Source organism: Ralstonia sp. R-29 (assembly GCF_049913345.1).
Taxonomy (GTDB): domain Bacteria; phylum Pseudomonadota; class Gammaproteobacteria; order Burkholderiales; family Burkholderiaceae; genus Ralstonia.
The window spans coordinates 334205-349966 of the sequence record NZ_CP184378.1; the positions used below are offsets into that span (position 1 = coordinate 334205).

Sequence of the window (15762 nt, forward strand, 5' to 3'; positions counted from 1 at the left end):
ATATGGGGGATGTTGTTCTTGTGGAGGCGCCAGGGCGTTATGCCTGTCCTGGCGCTGGCTGGCCGATGAAGCGCGAGACGCGCACGCCCAGCCGGTTGCCGACGGCAATCAGGTGGCCTTCACCCACTGGCGTGCCGTTGGCCAGGATGCGGATGACGGCCTGGTTGAGCGGCTGTGCCAGTTCCATGACCGTGCCGGGCCGCAGCGCACGCAGTTCGGCCAGCGACAGGCGGCGCTCTTCCAGCTCGAAGGTGGTGACCAGTTCGATGTCGTCCAGGCTGTCGGCGGGCAGCGCTCGCGCAGGCCCTTCGGCGCCGGATGGGGTGCCAGAGTGGTCGCCGGATGGAGCGGCGGCGTGTTCGGTTGTCATCGGTTTTTCCTCCACGTTTTCCACGACGATGCGGCTGCCTTGCACTTGCCCGAACACACGCAGGTGCAGCCGCCCGCGCACGCGGGCCACGCAGCGCAATGCGTCGCCCGCGGCCAGCCATTTTTCGATGCGGATGATGTCGCCCAGCGCAATGTCGGCAAAGTCGCGGCGCGACAGAAAGGTGGCACCCAGCTCGAACCGCAGCGGCACCTGCGTGCCCATGAAGGCCGAGAGCGGGATGGGCTCCGCTGCCAGGTCGGATGGACACAGTTCGGGCAGCACCTTTGGTGATTCGAACAGCAGGCCGGCGCGCGCCTGCCACGGTGCGTCGCTGTCTGCGGCAGGGGCTGTATCGCGGCGGGTCACCCGTAGCTGCAGTACGTCGGGGCGGTCCAGCCGCACGTCGGGCGGTGCGCTATCGGGCTGCCATGTGAGGCCGCGCCCGCTGCGTTGCTCGATGGCGCAGGCGAGCGGAGCGAGGGCATCCGCCAGCACGGCACAGCGCAGGGCTTGCGGCACGTGTGCATCTGCGGCGTCGGCCAGCCAGGCGCGTTCTGCGGCGGCATCGAGCAATACCCACCCCGGCGCATCGCCCAGCGTGAAGCGATAGGCCTGGGCGGCAGTCTGCACCGTATGGGCTTCGCAACGCGCTTCGTAGGAGGCGTCCCCTACGGAAAACGGTAGTGCCGCACGCGCCAGATACAGGCGCGACAGTGTCCGCGCCAAGGCTGGGTCGACGGCCGAGAGCATGCGGGCGTCCAGCGTGTTCATGTCATGAACATGCGGCCGGCCATGTAGGCGAGCTGCACGCGGTTCTGCGCGCCGTACTTCTTCTTGAGCTGGCGCAGGTGGTAGTCGACGTTGTGGGGCGACATGTTGAGCTGCTCGGCAATCGCCTTGTCTGACAGCCCACTGGTGATGAATTCCAGAATCTGCCGCTGTACCTGCGTGAGGGCGCGAGCGTGCGTGTCTTCGTGCAAGGGCTTGGCGTGCTGCATGAGGAATTCGTGCACACCGAGCCCCACGGCGTAGGCCTGGCCGACCACGTTGTCGGCAATCCAGCCTTTTGCGTTGTTGCCCGAGCCGAAACAGATGACGCTGTGCTCCAGGCTGCGCGGGCTCACCACGCCAAAGCTGATGCCGCTGCGCAGGCCTGCACGCTCGGCGTCTTGCAGCAGGCGGTGGAGGCGGTCGGACTCGGCGGGGGCAGTTGGCGTGGCACCTAGGTCGGCCAAGTCCCACACCAAGGGCCACTCATGGCGCAGGGCAAAGGCCAGGCGCGGGTCGACTTCAAAGTAGCGCTCATCCACGTAGCGCTTGGGCCAGTTGGGCGGGGAATAGGCGCGGAAATACAGCACGCGCGTAATCGATTCACCAATGCGCGTGAGCCGGTAGTAGCAGAGCCAGTCAAAGCCGATGCTGCGCAGGATGGCGCGCAGCAGCAACTGCCGTTCCTGGGCGCCGTGCGCGGCCCGCAAATCCTGCGCGGTCTCCGAGAAGGATTCGGTGCGTGCCGTGGCGCCCAGACGGATCGACTCCGCATCGACCACGATGTGTTCTTCGCCAAACAGGATCGGCGCGCGGACATCGCCGGCACCCACATTCGAAGCAGTCAACCGGGGCCTCTCGCGTGGCAAGTGAATGCACTTAATGTAGTGGTGTGCACACGTCGCGATGAACTACAGAAAAACGTAGTCGACCCCGAAACTTCGTGGGAGTTTGACCGCGCGACTACGAGTTTCAGCGTTGAGCCGAGTCGCCCACCGCCTCTACACTTTTCGCAAGGGAAGCGGGCACCTGAGCGTGCCCGCCGTCTACGGAAATTCGTGGGCCGACGGCCCGAAGGCGCGCCATGGCAAAGCCTCGGAATCTTGCTGCAGCGTTGGACGTTCCACTCACCGGCATGCGTTGGGCACGGCTGGTGAACTACGACATTGCGATCGCCGTGTTCGTGGTGGCAGTGGTGGCGCTCTTCGTGCTGCCGCTGCCGACCGTTGTGCTGGACGGGCTGATCTCGCTCAACCTGGCGGCCAGCATCGTGCTGCTGTGCGTGTCGATCTATTTGCCGTCGGCACTGGCGTTTTCTTCGTTTCCGGCGGTGCTGTTGTTTACGACGCTGTTCCGGCTGTCGCTCAACATCGCCTCGTGCAAGCTGATCCTGCTGCAGGCCAATGCGGGCCACGTGATCGATACCTTCGGCAAGCTGGTGGTCGGTAACAACTTCGTCGTGGGCGGTGTGGTGTTCCTGGTGATTGCGGTGGTGCAGTTCATCGTCATTGCCAAGGGCTCGGAGCGCGTGGCGGAAGTGGGCGCGCGGTTCTCGCTGGATGCCATGCCCGGCAAGCAGATGAGCATCGACGCCGACCTGCGCGCCGGCATCATCACGTCGGACGAGGCCAAGCGCCGCCGTGAAGCGCTGGAGCAGGAATCGCAACTGCACGGCGCCATGGACGGCGCGATGAAGTTCGTCAAGGGCGACGCCATTGCCGGGATCATCATCGCGGTCATCAACATCCTGGCCGGCATTGCGGTGGGGGCGCTGATGCACGGCATGTCGATTGGCGATGCGCTGCACCGTTACGCGATCTTGACGGTAGGCGACGGCATGGCATCGCAGATTCCGTCGCTGCTGGTATCGATTGCCGCTGGCATCGTCACTACCCGCGTCGCCACGCGAGACCGCGAAGCCCGCCACCTCGGCCAGCAGATCGGCGCGCAGATCACCGCGCACCCGCGCGGCATGCTGATGGCCAGCGGTGTGCTGCTGGCCTTCCTGCTGGTGCCGGGGTTTCCGAAGTGGTCGTTCCTGCTGCTGGCGATCGGCACCGCGGCCGCTGCGTTCCTCCGCATGCGCCAGCGCCGGCAGGCTCCTCCGTTGGACTTGCTCGTGCTGGGGCCCGATGCGCGGCGGATGGCCGAACCCGAAGCCGGTTCGCCCGCAGAAGGTATTGCCCCGCCCATTGCCGTGCGCCTGGCAGAAGACCTGCGTGGCGAGATCGAACTCGTTGCGCTGCAGACCCGCCTGGCCGAGGCCAAATCGCGCGTGCAACGCAAGCTCGGTGCGGTGTTCCCGCGTGTGCAATTGAACTGGGATGCGAACCTGCCGGCGCACGGCTATGCGTTGCTCGTGCAGGACGTACAAGCGGCCGAAGGCACGCTGCCCGAGCGCGATGCGATTGCGGACAGCGCCTTGCCCGCTGAAGACCGACTCGCCGCCGAAGTGGAAGCCCTCATCGAGCGCAACGCCGCATCTCTCATTGGCATTCAGGAAACGCAAAACCTCATCCAGATCATGCGGCGTGAACACGGCGAGTTGGTGGCCGAACTCACGCGCCTGGTGCCCCCGCAACGCATTACAGAAGTGCTGCGCCGGCTGGTGCAAGAGGGTGTGTCGATCCGCAACCTGCGCGCCATCTTCGAAAGCCTGATCACGTGGTCGCCCAAAGAGCCTGAAGACGTGATCGGCCTGGTGGAACTGGTGCGGGTGGACTTGCACCGCCAGATCACCGAGCAGTTCTGCGGCACCAGCCGCGTGCTCGATGTGGTGCTGTTCGAGCAATCGTTGCAGGAGCGCATCGAGCAGGCCGTGGTGCACACCAAGCAGGGCAGCGTGCTCAGTCTCACGCGTGACGCCAAGCAGGCGATTACCGACCAGGTGGTGAAGATCCTGGGCGGCACGCGCCCGCTGGAGAAAGACCGCCACGGCCGCCCGCTGGCAGTGATGGTGTCGCTCAATTGCCGGCGTTACGTGAAGACGATGCTGCAACCCGTGTTTGGCGATCTGCCGGTGCTGTCGTACCAGGAGATCGACGAAGCCATCGAACTGAATACCGTGGGCTGGGTGACCAACCCCGCCTGAACACTCAGAACGCAAAGGAGATGTGCCCATGAACATGAGCGCCACCCTTCTCGAAGCCACGCGCCAGGGCCTGCTGCTGGTGCTGCTGGTCTCGTTGCCGGTGGTGGCGGTGGCGACGGTGTCGGCGTTGCTGATTGCGATCGCGCAGGCGGTGACGCAGATTCAGGATCAGAGCATCGGGCTTTCCGTGCGGCTGATTGCAGTGATGGTGACCATCGTGGTGCTGGCGGGGTGGGGCGGACGCGAAGTGCTGCGTTTTGCCCGCATGGCACTCGATCAGGTGTTTTACGGCGGTGTGGCGCCTTTCTGAGCCAATGAAACACGGCGCCAGCAAACAACAACATAACCGAGCGAGAACACGCGTGAACAAACGCTATCGATTCCTGCGGTGGAGTGCATCGGCGGCCTGCCTGTGGCTGCTGACGACGGCGGCCCTGGTGCAGGCGGCCGAGCTGCGCTGGCGCAACCGGTCGTACACGCTGGTGGCCGAGGGCAAAAAGGTGGGCGATTTCATTCGGGAACTGGCGGCATCTCAGGGAGTAACGGCCGTGGTGGACCCGAAGGTGGAAGGCACCATCAACGGCAAGTTCTCTGGCCCGCCGGCCAGCACGCTCAACACCGTGTGCGCCACCTACGGGCTCACGTGGTACTACGACGGCTCGCTCATCTACGTGGACCGCGCGGACGATTCGCAAACGCAGGTCTTCCCGATTCCGAAGGGCAGCGGCCCGGAGCTGGCGCAGATCCTGCGCGCCATGCAGATCACCGATCAACGCTTTCCGCTGGTGGTGAGCGACAAGGAAAACACCGTCTACGCCTCCGGCCCCAAGCGCTATGTGGAACTCGTGCGCCAAGCCATTGCATCGATTGCCGATCCGGCACGCGGCAATGATCGGGCGGAGATCCGCGCCTTTCCGCTCAAATACGCCTGGGCGGGCGATGTGGAGATCAACCGTTCCGGCAAGCCGGTGACGATTCCCGGCATTGCCACCATGATGCGTCGCCTGCTGGGTGCGCCCAACCCTGGGGCCAGCAGCCCCGGCATGTCGCCCACGCGCGCGATGCGGCTCACGGGCCCGACGCGGCAGATGAAGCTCAGCTCGGGTGACAGCATCAACGTGCCGCGCATTGAGATTCCGCTGGCAGGCGGCGGGCAAGGCGATTCGGGTTACGGCGCGCAGGCGCCCGCAGCATCGGCAGGTGGTGCGCCGTCCGACCTGCCGCGCATCGAAGCGGATGCGGGCATCAACGCCGTGCTGATCCGCGATGTGCCCGAACACATGGCGCAGTACGAACGGCTGATCGCGTCGCTCGACACCAAGCCGCGGCTGGTGGAGATCAACCTCACCATCATCGACATCAGCACCGATTCGCTCGACAGCCTGGGTGTGGATTGGCGCCTGCACACCACGCACGGCGACTTCCAATCCGGCAATGGCAACAACCCGCCGCTCACCTTCAACTTGGGCACCACCGAAGACGGCCAGACCGGCGCCACCACGCCGATCGGCATGGCGCTCACGGCGTCGATTGGCGGCAGCCTGCGCAACTACCTGCTGGCGCGCATCAATGCGCTCACGCAGAGCGGCAACGCGCAATTGCAGGCCAAGCCCAAGGTGCTGGCGCTGGACAACACCGAAGCCATTCTCGAGAACCTGATCCACTTCTACGTGCCGGTGTCGGGCTTTCAAGATGCGTCGCTGTACGGCATCACAACGGGTACGAGCGTGAAGGTCACGCCGCTCATCGTCAACGAGGCGGGGCAGATGAGCGTGATGATGTCGATCGACATTGACGACGGCAACCTCACCAACGACCGCGTCTCGCAACTGCCGGTGGTGCAGGAGCGCTCCATCGTCACCAAGGCGATGATCGAAGAGGGCAAGAGTCTGCTGATTGCCGGCTTCAACTCCGACAGCCTGAACAACACCAAGTCGGGCATTCCGTTTCTGTCGGATGTGCCCTTCATCGGCAACCTGTTCAAGTACACCAACAAGACCGGTCAGCACATGGAGCGCTTCTATCTGCTGACCCCACGCGTCCTGACCGCCGCCAGCACCAACCCGAACGACGTGCCCGCCGTGTCGATTCCGGGTGTCGGCATGCCGGTGCCGGGTGCGACCGATTGGAAACCGGGTCCGTCGCCTATCGCTCCTGCGCCTGCCGCGCCCGGCACGTTGCCCACGCCGCCTGTATCTCGATTGCATGAACCAGCCAGCCGTTCAACCCTCGCCGCACGCTGACAAGTCGCCCTGGAAGCTGTGCTTCCTGAGCGGGCCGCTGTACGGCAGATCGATGCCGCTGCGGATGGGTGCCAACGTGGTGGGCGCTGCGCCCACCTGCGAAATCATCGTGCCTGACAGCAGCGTGGCTCCGCATGAGCTGATGTTCGAGGTGGGCAGCATTGCAGTCACGGCGCGGCGCCTGGAGGAGGGCGCCCCGACGCTCAACGGCCAGCCGTTCGGCCAGACACGCCGTAGCGTGGTGCCCGGTGATGTGATTGCTATGGGCGACATCCGCGTCGGCATTGAAAAGGTCGGGACGATCCGCATGCCGGCCGCTGCCGTGGAAGGCGCGGGCGCCGCTGTGCTGGCGGAGCGCGTGCCGTCGTGGTTGCCGCTGGCGGCAGCGGTGTGGCTCTCGCGGTTTTCCACCAAGGCGGGCCGTGGGCGGACATGGTTGATTGCCGGTATTGGTCTGTGGCTGGCGGTGCTGCTGGCCGGCGGCGTGGTCGCGTTCGCGGGGCACGATGGTTGGTCGCTCTGGGGCCGTGACCCCGCTGCACGTGCGTTGCAGGTGCGCCATGCACTGGGCGATCCACCCGAGATTGTGGTGACGCCCGCGTCAGACGGCACCTCGCGGGTGTCCGGCTATGTGCCGACGGAGGCGGATCACCAGGCGCTGCTGAGCCGCGCGCGTGGGTTGTCCGACGTGTCGATCGGCGAGGTGTACGTGGTAAGCGATCTGCTCGCCGCCGCGCAGCAGTACTTCAGCGCGGGCGGCACCAGCGGCACGGCGGGCCTGAACGTTGCGTACGACGGACACGGCCGCATCGTGGTGAGCGGCACGGCTGACCGGGCGCAGGCATGGCAGCGCATTCGCAATTACGCGCGCGATGCCAAGCCCGCTGTCGAGGTGATCGACCGGGTGGCGTGGGATGGCCCGCCGCCGCCCAACATCGTCGCGGAAACCCCGCGCGCCGACGGTCTGCCGGCCATTGTCAGCACATACGAAGACGAAGACGGCACGCGCTTTGTGCAGACGCGCGACGGCCAGTTGTATTTCGAGGGCGCCCAGCTCAAGGGCGGCCTCCAGGTGAAGAGCATCGCTTCAGATGGTGTGGTGCTCGACCGCGGCGGGCAATCGGTCAACTGGCCGATCCAGCCGCAAACGCCGTAGTGCGCGGGCTCGCTTTTGTGTGTCTCTGCGTGCGCCGGCGTGAGCAGTGCGTTGGTATGCAGTTCCCTTTGATCTTTTGACCCTTTTGACTCTTTGATCCTTCGATTCAGAACAGGAGAACACCATGACCGCTCCAGCAAACGGCGTCGATGGCGCCATCAATAGCATCAACCAATCTGGCGATGACCAACTCAAGATCGCCACGGCAGTGCAGGCTGCCGCAGCCAAGGGCGCTGCCGCCAGCGGCATCATCGGCGCGGCCCAATCGCTGAGCAACACGGCGGCCTCGGCAGCCGGTGCCGTTCGAGACGGCGCGCGCGCGAGCTGACGCGCATCCCTGCGGCGGCGGGCGAGGCCTGCCGCCGCTTCACCCCATTCAGGAGGGCACGATGTCGATCGAAACGAATGCGATTGCGGCCGTTGCTGCAACCCAGGCAGCGCAGGCACAAGCTGGCAGTGCCGCTGGTGTAACGGGTGCAGCCGGCGCCAGCCAAGCCGCGCAGGTCAACCCTGCGGCTTACGCTGCTCAGGGCCCGGGACGGGTCGAGCAAGGCATTGGTGCCCCCACAACGCAAGCCGCAACCCCGGCCGACGCGCAGCAATTCGGCAGCATGATGCGCCCCGTCGCCACCGCCACCGTGCAGCCGACCACGCTGCCGGCGCAGCCGATACCGGTGGTGCCCCACGCTGTCAGCACAACGCCATCGCCGGTGCCGGACGTCTCGTTCACCTTCACGCGCGGGCCCGGTGCGGATGGCGCGATGGGCCAGTGGCGCGACTACGGGCACGACCTCAACGAGCGCTACACCAGCATCAACGCCAAACGGCAGGAGATGCTCGATTCGCTCGACAGCATGGACGTGACCATGACGATGGTGAAGCTGGCCGACTTCAGCTACTTCGCCTCCATGACGCTGGCCGAATACCAGATGGACATGAGCTTCGCGCAGGCCGCCAACGGCGTGAGCCACTCGCTGCTGAAGAACCAGGAAGGCTGACATGAACCGATTGCTGGGGGTGCTGCTGGCGCTGGCGTGCCTCTTCGGCCTGGCCGGCTGCGAGCAGGAGCTGTACACCGGCCTGTCAGAGGTCGAAGCCAACGAGATGGTGGCGGCGCTGTCATCGGCGGGCATCGGTGCACAGAAGACGGCGCAGGATGGCCAGGGCCAGGAGGGCCGCACCTGGACGCTCACCGTCGACGAGGCCGACATGGGCCCGTCGCTTACCGTGCTGCGCGCGCAGGGGTTGCCGCGTCCGCGCCTGGCCTCGCTCGGGCAGGTGTTCCAGAAGCAGGGGCTGGTGGCCACGCCTGCAGAGGAACGCGTGCGCTACATCTACGGCGTATCGCAGGAGCTGTCGCGCACGCTGCTGGATGTGGATGGCGTGATGCTCGCGCACGTGCACGTTGTCATTCCCGAGAACGATCCGCTGGCTGACAAGGCCAAGCCGGCGTCGGCTGCGGTGTACATCCGTTATCGGCCCGGCGTGAACCTGACCGCCATGGCGCCAATGGTGAAAGACCTCGTCGCACACAGTATTGAAGGGCTGAGCTACGACAACGTGTCGCTGTTTCTGCAGGGCGCGCAGCCGGTGCCGGTGGATGTGCGCAAGGGGGCAGCATTGCTCGGCACGTTCAGCACGCGCAACCCGCTGGTGTGGCTGCTTGGCTTGTTGATCGTCGCGGCGCTGGCTGTGACGGGCCTCGTGGCATGGCGGCGTGGTGTGTTCGACAACCTCGGCCGGCCAGGCGGACGCGGGGCGGAGCGCGCGTCATGACCACGGACGCGCGCCTGGCCGGGCTGGTTGCGACGTTCAACCTGCGGCCGGATCGCTACATCGATGCGTCGTGGTTGCCGGCGGATTGGCCGCTCACACTGCGCGATCCTGCCCGCTACGGCGAAGCGGGCCGTGCCGTGCTGGCGCGCGCGCTGCTGCAAACGCATCAATTGCAAGACGCATGGGATTACGACTTCGCACCGGTGGAAAAGCGCATTGCCTTGTTGCCAGCCGACGCGCTCGATCACATAGCGGTGTGCTGCGGGCTGGGCCTGCATCGGCAATGGCTGCGCGAAGGTGAAGTCCCGCGCAAGACGCGGCAGGCCATCGATGCGGCCTTTGGTGCGCCGCTGGTGAGCTTTGTGCTTGAGCGCATGCCGGCCTTCGATGCCGTGGCTGAAACCCTGCACGCGCAACGTCAGCACCCACGCCTTGCGGTGGAAACCGTACGCGCGCGCGGGCGCCGGCTGTTGACCGATTTTCTCGTGCCCTTTGGCCCGGCCGTCATCCGGCGGCTGGCGTTGAAGTTTCCGCGCAATGCCGCAGGTGCCGATCGGCCGCCTTATCTGCTGGGCCGCACGCAGCGTGCCGAGCTGGGCGAACTGCTGCGGCTGAGCTTGATTCCTGAACAGGTGCCGGCATGGGACTGGCTTTTCTGATCACCACCGACAAGCTGCACATCCTGAGTGAGCGCAAGGTGCTCAAGCAGCACGAATACGCTGCGTTGCTGGACGCCAACAGCGTTCTCGGCACCGCCAAGGAGGAACGTGCACGCCTGCTGGAAGACGCGCAGGCCCAGCGCGAACAGCAACTCAAGGCTGGCTACGACGCCGGGTACGAACAAGGCGAACGCGAAGCTGCCACGCGCTTGTATGCCGATGCCTTGGCCAACGCCCGCGCCCTGGCCGCCATGAAGCAACTGATGGCCGAGCTGGTCACCCGTACGGTGCGCGAGCTGGTGGCCGATCTGCCGCGCGATGCCATCTACGCCAAGGCCTTCGCGCGTATCGAAACGCTGGTCGAACACGAGCCCGTGCTGACGGTGCGTATTGCCCCGCAGCAGGTGGCCGACCTGGAGCGCGTGCTGGAGACCATGACCGACGGCACCCGCCGCGTGCGCGTGGTGCCCGATGCCAGCCTGTCGGAAGAGGCACTGGTGGTGGAAACCGCGTCCGGCGTGGTTGAGGCCGGCATCGATACGCAGCTTGCCGCGTTGCATGCAGCACTGGCCGGAGACAAAACATGACCGAGCCCGCCGTCAGCCACATCATCGATGCAGGCGACCTGGAGCGCAGCCTGCGCGACGTGCTGGAGCGCGCCGACGGCCTGCCCACCGGTGTGCAGATGCGCGGACGCATCCACCGTGCGGTGGGGCTCATGCTCAACGCGTCGGGCATTCAGGCGCGGCTGGGCGAAGTGTGCGAACTGCGCACGCCGGGTGAACGCAGCGTCTATGCGGAAGTCGTCGGCTTTGAGCGGCAGTCCACCTTGCTGACGCCGCTGGGCAGTGTGCACGGCTTGTCGGCGGCCACGGAGGTGATTCCGTCGGGCAGCGCGCACCGCTTTGGCGTGGGCGATGCGCTGCTTGGCCGGGTGTTGGACGGCCTGGGCGCCCCCATGGATGGCGGTGGGCCGCTGTTCACCAACGAACGCGTTTCCACGCATGCCGAGCCGCCGAGCCCGTTGTCACGCCGCCGTATTGACGCGCCGCTCTCAACCGGCGTGCGCGCTATCGACGCCATGTTGACGGTGGGCATCGGCCAGCGGCTCGGCATCTTTGCGCCATCGGGCGTGGGCAAGAGCACGCTGCTGGGCATGATTGCGCGCGGCGCGCAGAGCGATGTCAACGTCATCGCGCTGATTGGCGAACGCGGGCGCGAGGTGCGTGAGTTCCTGGAGCTGTGCCTGCCCGAGGCCACGCGGCGCAAGACGGTGCTGGTGGTGTCCACGTCCGACCGGCCGGCCATGGAGCGCGTGAAATGCGCGCTGGTGGCCACCGCCGTGGCTGAGTATTTTCGGGACCGGGGCAAAAACGTGCTGTTGCTGGTCGATTCCCTCACGCGGTTTGCGCGGGCCCAGCGCGAGGTGGGCCTGGCGAGTGGTGAGCCGCCCACGCGGCGCAGCTTTCCGCCGTCCACTTTCTCGGTGTTGCCGCAGCTGCTGGAACGTGCGGGGGCAGGGGCGCATGGTGTCATCACCGCGTTCTATACGGTGCTGGTGGAGGGCGACGAGGAGAGCGACCCGATTGCCGAAGAGGTGCGCTCAATCGTGGACGGGCACATCGTGCTCTCGCGCAAGCAGGCGCTGGCTGGGCGCTATCCGGCCATCGATTTGCTGGCCAGTATCAGCCGCGTGATGCCGCAGGTGACCACGCCCGCGCATCGCGCAGCCGCGCAACGCGTGCGCGAGTTGCTGGCCAAGTACCAGGAGATCGAATTGCTCGTGCAGATTGGCGAATACCGCGAAGGCAGCGATGCCCTGGGCGATACCGCACTACGTGCCCATGCTGCGCTCACGCGTTTCTTCGAGCAAGACGCTGACGTACGCGTGAAGCTGGAGCGCACCGTGGCCGACCTCGAAGCTGTGGTGGGGGCGCTATGAGCGACGTGCTGCGTCAACTGGCCCGTGTGCGCGAGGCACGCAAGCTGGGCGCCATGGCGCGCGCCCAGAAACAGGCCGCTCTGGTGGCGCAGGCGGTTGCACAGAACGCCGCAGCCCAGCAGGGGTTGCAGCAGACGGTGACAGCGCGTTCTGCGCACGACGCCGCCATCGAACAGGCTGTGCGTGACGACGCGCGCAGTGCCGTCGCGCTGCTGTGCAGTGCCAATGTGGCACGGTTGGCGCTGGACCGCGCCATCGTCAATGCGCATGTCGAATCGACCCAAACCAGCGCAATGCTGGCTGCCCAGCAGTTGGCGCAGACGCGTGCGCAGCGGCATGTGGCCCGCGCCAATGCGAAGTGCGAAGCCGTTGACCGCGCCGAGCAGCGCGTGGCGGCCGCGCAGCGCCGTGCCGCAGAGTGGCAGGAAGAAGACGCTGCGCTGGAAGCCCAGATCGCCCGTCAGCTTGCCCACCAGAAGACCACTGCCTGAGCCGATGCAAGGGTTCGACCCCCAATCCATGGAAGGCCTGTTCCGGCAGGCGTTGCTGGTGCTGCCGCGTCTGCTGCCCATCATGTTCATCGTCCCGGTGTTCAGCGGGCGCGTGGTGACGGGCATGGTGCGCAGCGGGTTCATCGCCATCCTGGCGGTGTTTGTGGCGCCTTCCATGGCGGGTGCGGCCATGAACGTGCAGGGCGGTGGGCTGTGGATGGCCCTGGCGCTCAAGGAGGCGCTGATCGGCGTGCTGCTGGGCATGGCGTTTGGTGCGCTGCTGTGGGCCATCGAGAACATCGGCCACCTGATCGACTTCCAGACCGGCTCGGGCAACGCGTCATTCTTCGACCCAGTGGCGGGGCACGAGAGCGGCCCGACCGCCAGCTTTCTCGGCTTCATGGCCATCACGCTGTTCGTTACGGGTGGTGGCCTGCATGTGATGCTCGGCGCGTTCTTCGAGTCGTACAAGCTCTGGCCGATCGAGCGCATGCTGCCCAGTGCATCGGTGGCGCTGGAACAGTTTGCCGTGCACGAGGCCGACAGCGTGCTCGGCTGGACGCTCAAGCTGGCTGCGCCCGTGATCATCGTGCTGGTGGTGGCGGAGCTGGGCATCGGGCTGATCAACCGCTCGGTGCCGCAGTTGAATGTGTTCCTCTTCGCGCAGCCGGTGAAGAGCCTGCTGGCGGTGCTGATGATGGTGCTGTTCCTCGGCTTTGTCTTTGAATCGCTGCGCACCTTCCTGGCCGGCAACGGCGAGATGGTCTGGCTGCTGCGTGCGCTGCTGCACAGCGCGGCGCCATGAGCGAGAAACAGCACAAGCCCACGCAGCGCCGGCTGGAAGATGCCCGGCGCGAAGGCGAGGTGGTCCGCAGCACGGACGTGACGAGCGCGCTGGTGTTCATCGGGATGCTGGTGCTGCTGTGGCAGGGCGGGCCATGGTTGCTGGAGCACTTGCGCGGGCTGCTGGTGCAGAACGTGACGGCAGTCACGCAGGCGCGCGATCCCTCTGCGGCGGTACGGCAGGCGCTCGCTTCGGCGGGCGCGGAATGGGCGCTGATGAGCGTGGCTGTTCTGGGCTTGGTGGCCGTGCTGGCGGTGCTCGGGGCCTTTGCGCAGGTGGGTGGCATGTTTGCCCCCACACGGCTGACGCCAAAGATGTCCCGCCTCAATCCGGGTGAGGGCATCCAGCGGATGTTTTCCGTGCGCAACCTCATCGGCCTGGCCATCATGCTGTTCAAGGTGGGGTGCCTGGCACTCACGCTGTTTGTGGTGATTCGCGGGTCGTTGGACTTGCCGCTGCAGGCGGGCTATGGGCGGCCGGGGGCCATTCTGGCTGTGGTGGCGCATCTGCTGCTGGTGCTGTTCGGCTGGGCGGCCGTGGTGTATGTGCTGATGGCCGCGCTGGACTACTGGCACGTGCGCTTCGAGTTCTTCAAGAAGAACCGCATGTCGACCGACGAGCTGCGCCGCGAGCACCGCGAGCTGCAGGGCGACCCGCATATCGTCGGCCGGCGCCGGCAACTGGCGCTGGAAGTGCAATACAGCGCGCTGGAAGATCGGATGCGCATTGCCACGGCTGTCGTGTTCAGCGCGCGGCATGCGGTGGCGCTGTATTACCCCGGTGACGGCACGCTGCCGATGGTGATCGCCAAGGGCAGCGGAGAAGCCGTCCAGCGCATCCGGCAGATGGCCGAATACCACCTGGTGCCGATTGCCGCCAACGCCGGCCTGGCCGAGCGCCTGCACGACACCGTGCCGATGGACACCACCATTGATCGCACACTCTTCCGCGATGTCGCGGCGCTGCTGCGCTGGGCCGAAGGGGCTGACGCGGTGGGCAACCCGTACGTGTCATCCACGTCTTGAAAGAAAAAGGACGGGCGCCTGATTGCTGCGCCCGCTGTTCTTCGCTAAGCGCTCAAGAATCCACGCCCGAGGCTGAAGAAGCGTTGTCCAAGGCCAAGCGCGCCGAGCATCCCGTGGCTGGGTTCATCGAGCGCATCGGTACGCTGTTCGCCGTCGAGGCCCAGACCAACGATATGACAGCACCGCAGCGGCAGCAGGTCCGCGCTTGGGCCCGTGTGCAGGTTGTCGATCACACACACAGCACTCTGGCGATCCTACTTCCCAATCTTCACGGGCACCAATGCCCCCTCCGGCAACGTAACGATCAGGGGCACGGCAGATGCCCCCCCAGCCGCGGAATCCACATCACGGAACACCTGTCCGCCACCGGCTTTACGCAAATCCCCCAGCGTCATCGAAACCAGGACGTGGTTCTTGCTACCCTCGCCATAAGCGGCTGTCTCATGGGCGCGCGCGCCGTGCATGACGTTCAGAGTTGGAACTGGCAGCTCGTTGGCGCGCATTTTGGTGGGCGCGTATTTCATGGCCGGATCGTCGCGCATTTCGGGCGGCATCATGCGCAGCGTGATGGGGTCGATGGTGTTTGGCCTGAGCACGTGGTAGTTGTTGATCGTGGCCACGGACTCGGGATTGCCGCCCAGCATCGGCTTGCCGTCTATGTTCTGCAGCCACGACTTGTGGGTGGAGCGGTAGAGCACCGTGGCATCCGTGAGGCCGAGCGTGCGAACAGGATCGAGATTATCCAGCAGCGCATCCTGTATCTCTGGCGAAAGCGCGTGCAGTGCGATGTGACGCTTGTCTGTCGGCCCAGATGTGAATGCCGGCGTAGAAGCAGAAGACGACGCACCAGCCGCCGCCCGGGCCGGTGGCGTGCGCAGCGGAGCGGCTTCTTGCTGTACGGGCGGGCGGGTCGGTGGCCTGACCACAGGCCGCCGTTGTGGGGGTGGCCTGCGGCGCGTGGGTTCGGCCGCGGGGGGCGCCGCATCTTGGCTGCGTGCCGCTTGTGGGCCGAGCGCGTTCTGCCGGGTCAGGAGGGGGCGCTCTGGCGAGGAAATCTGCGGCGTGCGGCTGCTCGATGCACCGGGCGATTCTGATGTTACCGACGCTTTACGGCGGAACAGACGCGGCAAATTGCCCAGAACGCCAAGCCCGCGACTTTTCGGAGCAGAGGTCGATTCATGCGACGGGGTGCGTGCAGGGCTGGCCCCGTGTGTATCAGATGCCGAGCTAGACGATGAGGTAGACGACGGCCTGAAGATGGACGGGATTCTCGGCGAGCCCATGGGATGGTTTCTCGGAAAATAGGTGTGGCAGGACTGCGGCTTGGTACGGATTCTCTGCCCTCACACCCGACCTGATCCGAGACGTCAGCGAAACTGGACGTTCAGAGACGAAGT

16 protein-coding genes and 1 pseudogene are annotated in these 15762 nt (G+C 65.9%); 14 read left to right on the forward strand and 3 right to left on the reverse strand.

All coding sequences use genetic code 11. From position 1 onward, the window contains the following. Window positions 1-37: 37 nt before the first annotated feature. Window positions 38-1141 carry a type III secretion system cytoplasmic ring protein SctQ gene (gene sctQ, locus ACN9M1_RS18740; RefSeq protein ID WP_426400062.1) on the reverse strand — a complete coding sequence of 368 codons (1104 nt, stop codon included), beginning with the start codon at window positions 1139-1141 and terminating at the stop codon, window positions 38-40. Next, entirely contained in the window at window positions 1138-1986 is an 849-nt protein-coding gene (locus ACN9M1_RS18745) for an autoinducer binding domain-containing protein (RefSeq protein WP_426400063.1), read from the reverse strand. Before ACN9M1_RS18745 ends, sctQ begins: the two co-directional genes overlap by 4 nt. A gap of 287 nt (window positions 1987-2273) precedes the next feature. On the opposite strand from ACN9M1_RS18745, the gene ACN9M1_RS18750 reads away from it, so the two are divergent. From ACN9M1_RS18750 to ACN9M1_RS18815, 14 genes and pseudogenes are all read left to right on the forward strand, one after another. Further along, window positions 2274-4229: an FHIPEP family type III secretion protein gene (locus ACN9M1_RS18750; protein ID WP_426400683.1), complete on the forward strand. Its 1956-nt coding sequence runs from the start codon at window positions 2274-2276 to the stop codon at window positions 4227-4229. A 34-nt stretch (window positions 4230-4263) separates the two neighbouring features. After that, window positions 4264-4539, forward strand: coding sequence for a type III secretion system export apparatus subunit SctS (gene sctS / locus ACN9M1_RS18755; RefSeq protein ID WP_426400064.1), 276 nt, complete (start codon window positions 4264-4266; stop codon window positions 4537-4539). A 4-nt stretch (window positions 4540-4543) separates the two neighbouring features. Next, window positions 4544-6472, forward strand: coding sequence for a type III secretion system outer membrane ring subunit SctC (sctC, locus tag ACN9M1_RS18760; protein ID WP_426400065.1), 1929 nt, complete (start codon window positions 4544-4546; stop codon window positions 6470-6472). Beyond that, the gene (locus ACN9M1_RS18765; protein WP_426400066.1) at window positions 6435-7628 is read left to right on the forward strand and encodes an FHA domain-containing protein; all 1194 of its coding nucleotides are present in this window, start codon (window positions 6435-6437) and stop codon (window positions 7626-7628) included. Before sctC ends, ACN9M1_RS18765 begins: the two co-directional genes overlap by 38 nt. 124 nt (window positions 7629-7752) lie before the next feature. Further along, the gene (locus ACN9M1_RS18770) at window positions 7753-7956 is read left to right on the forward strand and encodes a hypothetical protein (protein ID WP_426400067.1); all 204 of its coding nucleotides are present in this window, start codon (window positions 7753-7755) and stop codon (window positions 7954-7956) included. Window positions 7957-8017: 61 nt separating this feature from the next. Beyond that, the gene (locus ACN9M1_RS18775; RefSeq protein ID WP_426400068.1) at window positions 8018-8626 is read left to right on the forward strand and encodes a hypothetical protein; all 609 of its coding nucleotides are present in this window, start codon (window positions 8018-8020) and stop codon (window positions 8624-8626) included. Window position 8627: 1 nt separating this feature from the next. Next, window positions 8628-9404 carry a type III secretion system inner membrane ring lipoprotein SctJ gene (gene sctJ, locus ACN9M1_RS18780; RefSeq protein ID WP_426400069.1) on the forward strand — a complete coding sequence of 259 codons (777 nt, stop codon included), beginning with the start codon at window positions 8628-8630 and terminating at the stop codon, window positions 9402-9404. Then, complete coding sequence (locus ACN9M1_RS18785; RefSeq protein WP_426400070.1) at window positions 9401-10063, forward strand: SctK family type III secretion system sorting platform protein; 663 nt, start codon at window positions 9401-9403, stop codon at window positions 10061-10063. The genes sctJ and ACN9M1_RS18785 overlap by 4 nt, the downstream gene beginning before the upstream one ends. After that, entirely contained in the window at window positions 10045-10650 is a 606-nt protein-coding gene (gene sctL, locus ACN9M1_RS18790) for a type III secretion system stator protein SctL (RefSeq protein ID WP_426400071.1), read from the forward strand. The genes ACN9M1_RS18785 and sctL overlap by 19 nt, the downstream gene beginning before the upstream one ends. Next, window positions 10647-12005 (forward strand): FliI/YscN family ATPase, encoded by a 1359-nt coding sequence (locus tag ACN9M1_RS18795; RefSeq protein ID WP_426400072.1) that lies wholly within the window; start codon window positions 10647-10649, stop codon window positions 12003-12005. The genes sctL and ACN9M1_RS18795 overlap by 4 nt, the downstream gene beginning before the upstream one ends. Beyond that, window positions 12002-12496 carry a hypothetical protein gene (locus tag ACN9M1_RS18800; protein ID WP_426400073.1) on the forward strand — a complete coding sequence of 165 codons (495 nt, stop codon included), beginning with the start codon at window positions 12002-12004 and terminating at the stop codon, window positions 12494-12496. The genes ACN9M1_RS18795 and ACN9M1_RS18800 overlap by 4 nt, the downstream gene beginning before the upstream one ends. 28 nt (window positions 12497-12524) lie before the next feature. Continuing rightward, complete coding sequence (gene sctT, locus ACN9M1_RS18805) at window positions 12525-13301, forward strand: type III secretion system export apparatus subunit SctT (RefSeq protein WP_426400074.1); 777 nt, start codon at window positions 12525-12527, stop codon at window positions 13299-13301. Further along, complete coding sequence (locus ACN9M1_RS18810) at window positions 13298-14365, forward strand: EscU/YscU/HrcU family type III secretion system export apparatus switch protein (protein WP_426400075.1); 1068 nt, start codon at window positions 13298-13300, stop codon at window positions 14363-14365. Before sctT ends, ACN9M1_RS18810 begins: the two co-directional genes overlap by 4 nt. Before the next feature lie 68 nt (window positions 14366-14433). Beyond that, a pseudogene (locus tag ACN9M1_RS18815) lies at window positions 14434-14637 on the forward strand (IS66 family transposase); the annotation flags it as partial. On the opposite strand, the gene ACN9M1_RS18820 reads toward ACN9M1_RS18815, so the two are convergent. Continuing rightward, window positions 14620-15648 (reverse strand): AvrPphF family type III effector, encoded by a 1029-nt coding sequence (locus tag ACN9M1_RS18820; RefSeq protein ID WP_426400076.1) that lies wholly within the window; start codon window positions 15646-15648, stop codon window positions 14620-14622. The pseudogene ACN9M1_RS18815 and the gene ACN9M1_RS18820 sit on opposite strands and share 18 nt — an antisense overlap. Window positions 15649-15762 lie beyond the last annotated feature (114 nt).

Bases quoted from the DNA above. Each gene is read 5' to 3' on its own strand.
- sctQ (WP_426400062.1), bottom strand. From the start codon at position 1,141: ATGAACACGCTGGACGCCCGCATGCTCTCGGCCGTCGACCCAGCCTTG.
- ACN9M1_RS18750 (WP_426400683.1), top strand. From the start codon at position 2,274: ATGCGTTGGGCACGGCTGGTGAACTACGACATTGCGATCGCCGTGTTC.
- sctS (WP_426400064.1), top strand. From the start codon at position 4,264: ATGAGCGCCACCCTTCTCGAAGCCACGCGCCAGGGCCTGCTGCTGGTG.
- sctC (WP_426400065.1), top strand. From the start codon at position 4,544: ATGAAACACGGCGCCAGCAAACAACAACATAACCGAGCGAGAACACGC.
- ACN9M1_RS18765 (WP_426400066.1), top strand. From the start codon at position 6,435: ATGAACCAGCCAGCCGTTCAACCCTCGCCGCACGCTGACAAGTCGCCC.
- ACN9M1_RS18770 (WP_426400067.1), top strand. From the start codon at position 7,753: ATGACCGCTCCAGCAAACGGCGTCGATGGCGCCATCAATAGCATCAAC.
- ACN9M1_RS18775 (WP_426400068.1), top strand. From the start codon at position 8,018: ATGTCGATCGAAACGAATGCGATTGCGGCCGTTGCTGCAACCCAGGCA.
- sctJ (WP_426400069.1), top strand. From the start codon at position 8,628: ATGAACCGATTGCTGGGGGTGCTGCTGGCGCTGGCGTGCCTCTTCGGC.
- ACN9M1_RS18785 (WP_426400070.1), top strand. From the start codon at position 9,401: ATGACCACGGACGCGCGCCTGGCCGGGCTGGTTGCGACGTTCAACCTG.
- sctL (WP_426400071.1), top strand. From the start codon at position 10,045: ATGGGACTGGCTTTTCTGATCACCACCGACAAGCTGCACATCCTGAGT.
- ACN9M1_RS18795 (WP_426400072.1), top strand. From the start codon at position 10,647: ATGACCGAGCCCGCCGTCAGCCACATCATCGATGCAGGCGACCTGGAG.
- ACN9M1_RS18800 (WP_426400073.1), top strand. From the start codon at position 12,002: ATGAGCGACGTGCTGCGTCAACTGGCCCGTGTGCGCGAGGCACGCAAG.
- sctT (WP_426400074.1), top strand. From the start codon at position 12,525: ATGGAAGGCCTGTTCCGGCAGGCGTTGCTGGTGCTGCCGCGTCTGCTG.
- ACN9M1_RS18810 (WP_426400075.1), top strand. From the start codon at position 13,298: ATGAGCGAGAAACAGCACAAGCCCACGCAGCGCCGGCTGGAAGATGCC.
- ACN9M1_RS18820 (WP_426400076.1), bottom strand. From the start codon at position 15,648: ATGGGCTCGCCGAGAATCCCGTCCATCTTCAGGCCGTCGTCTACCTCA.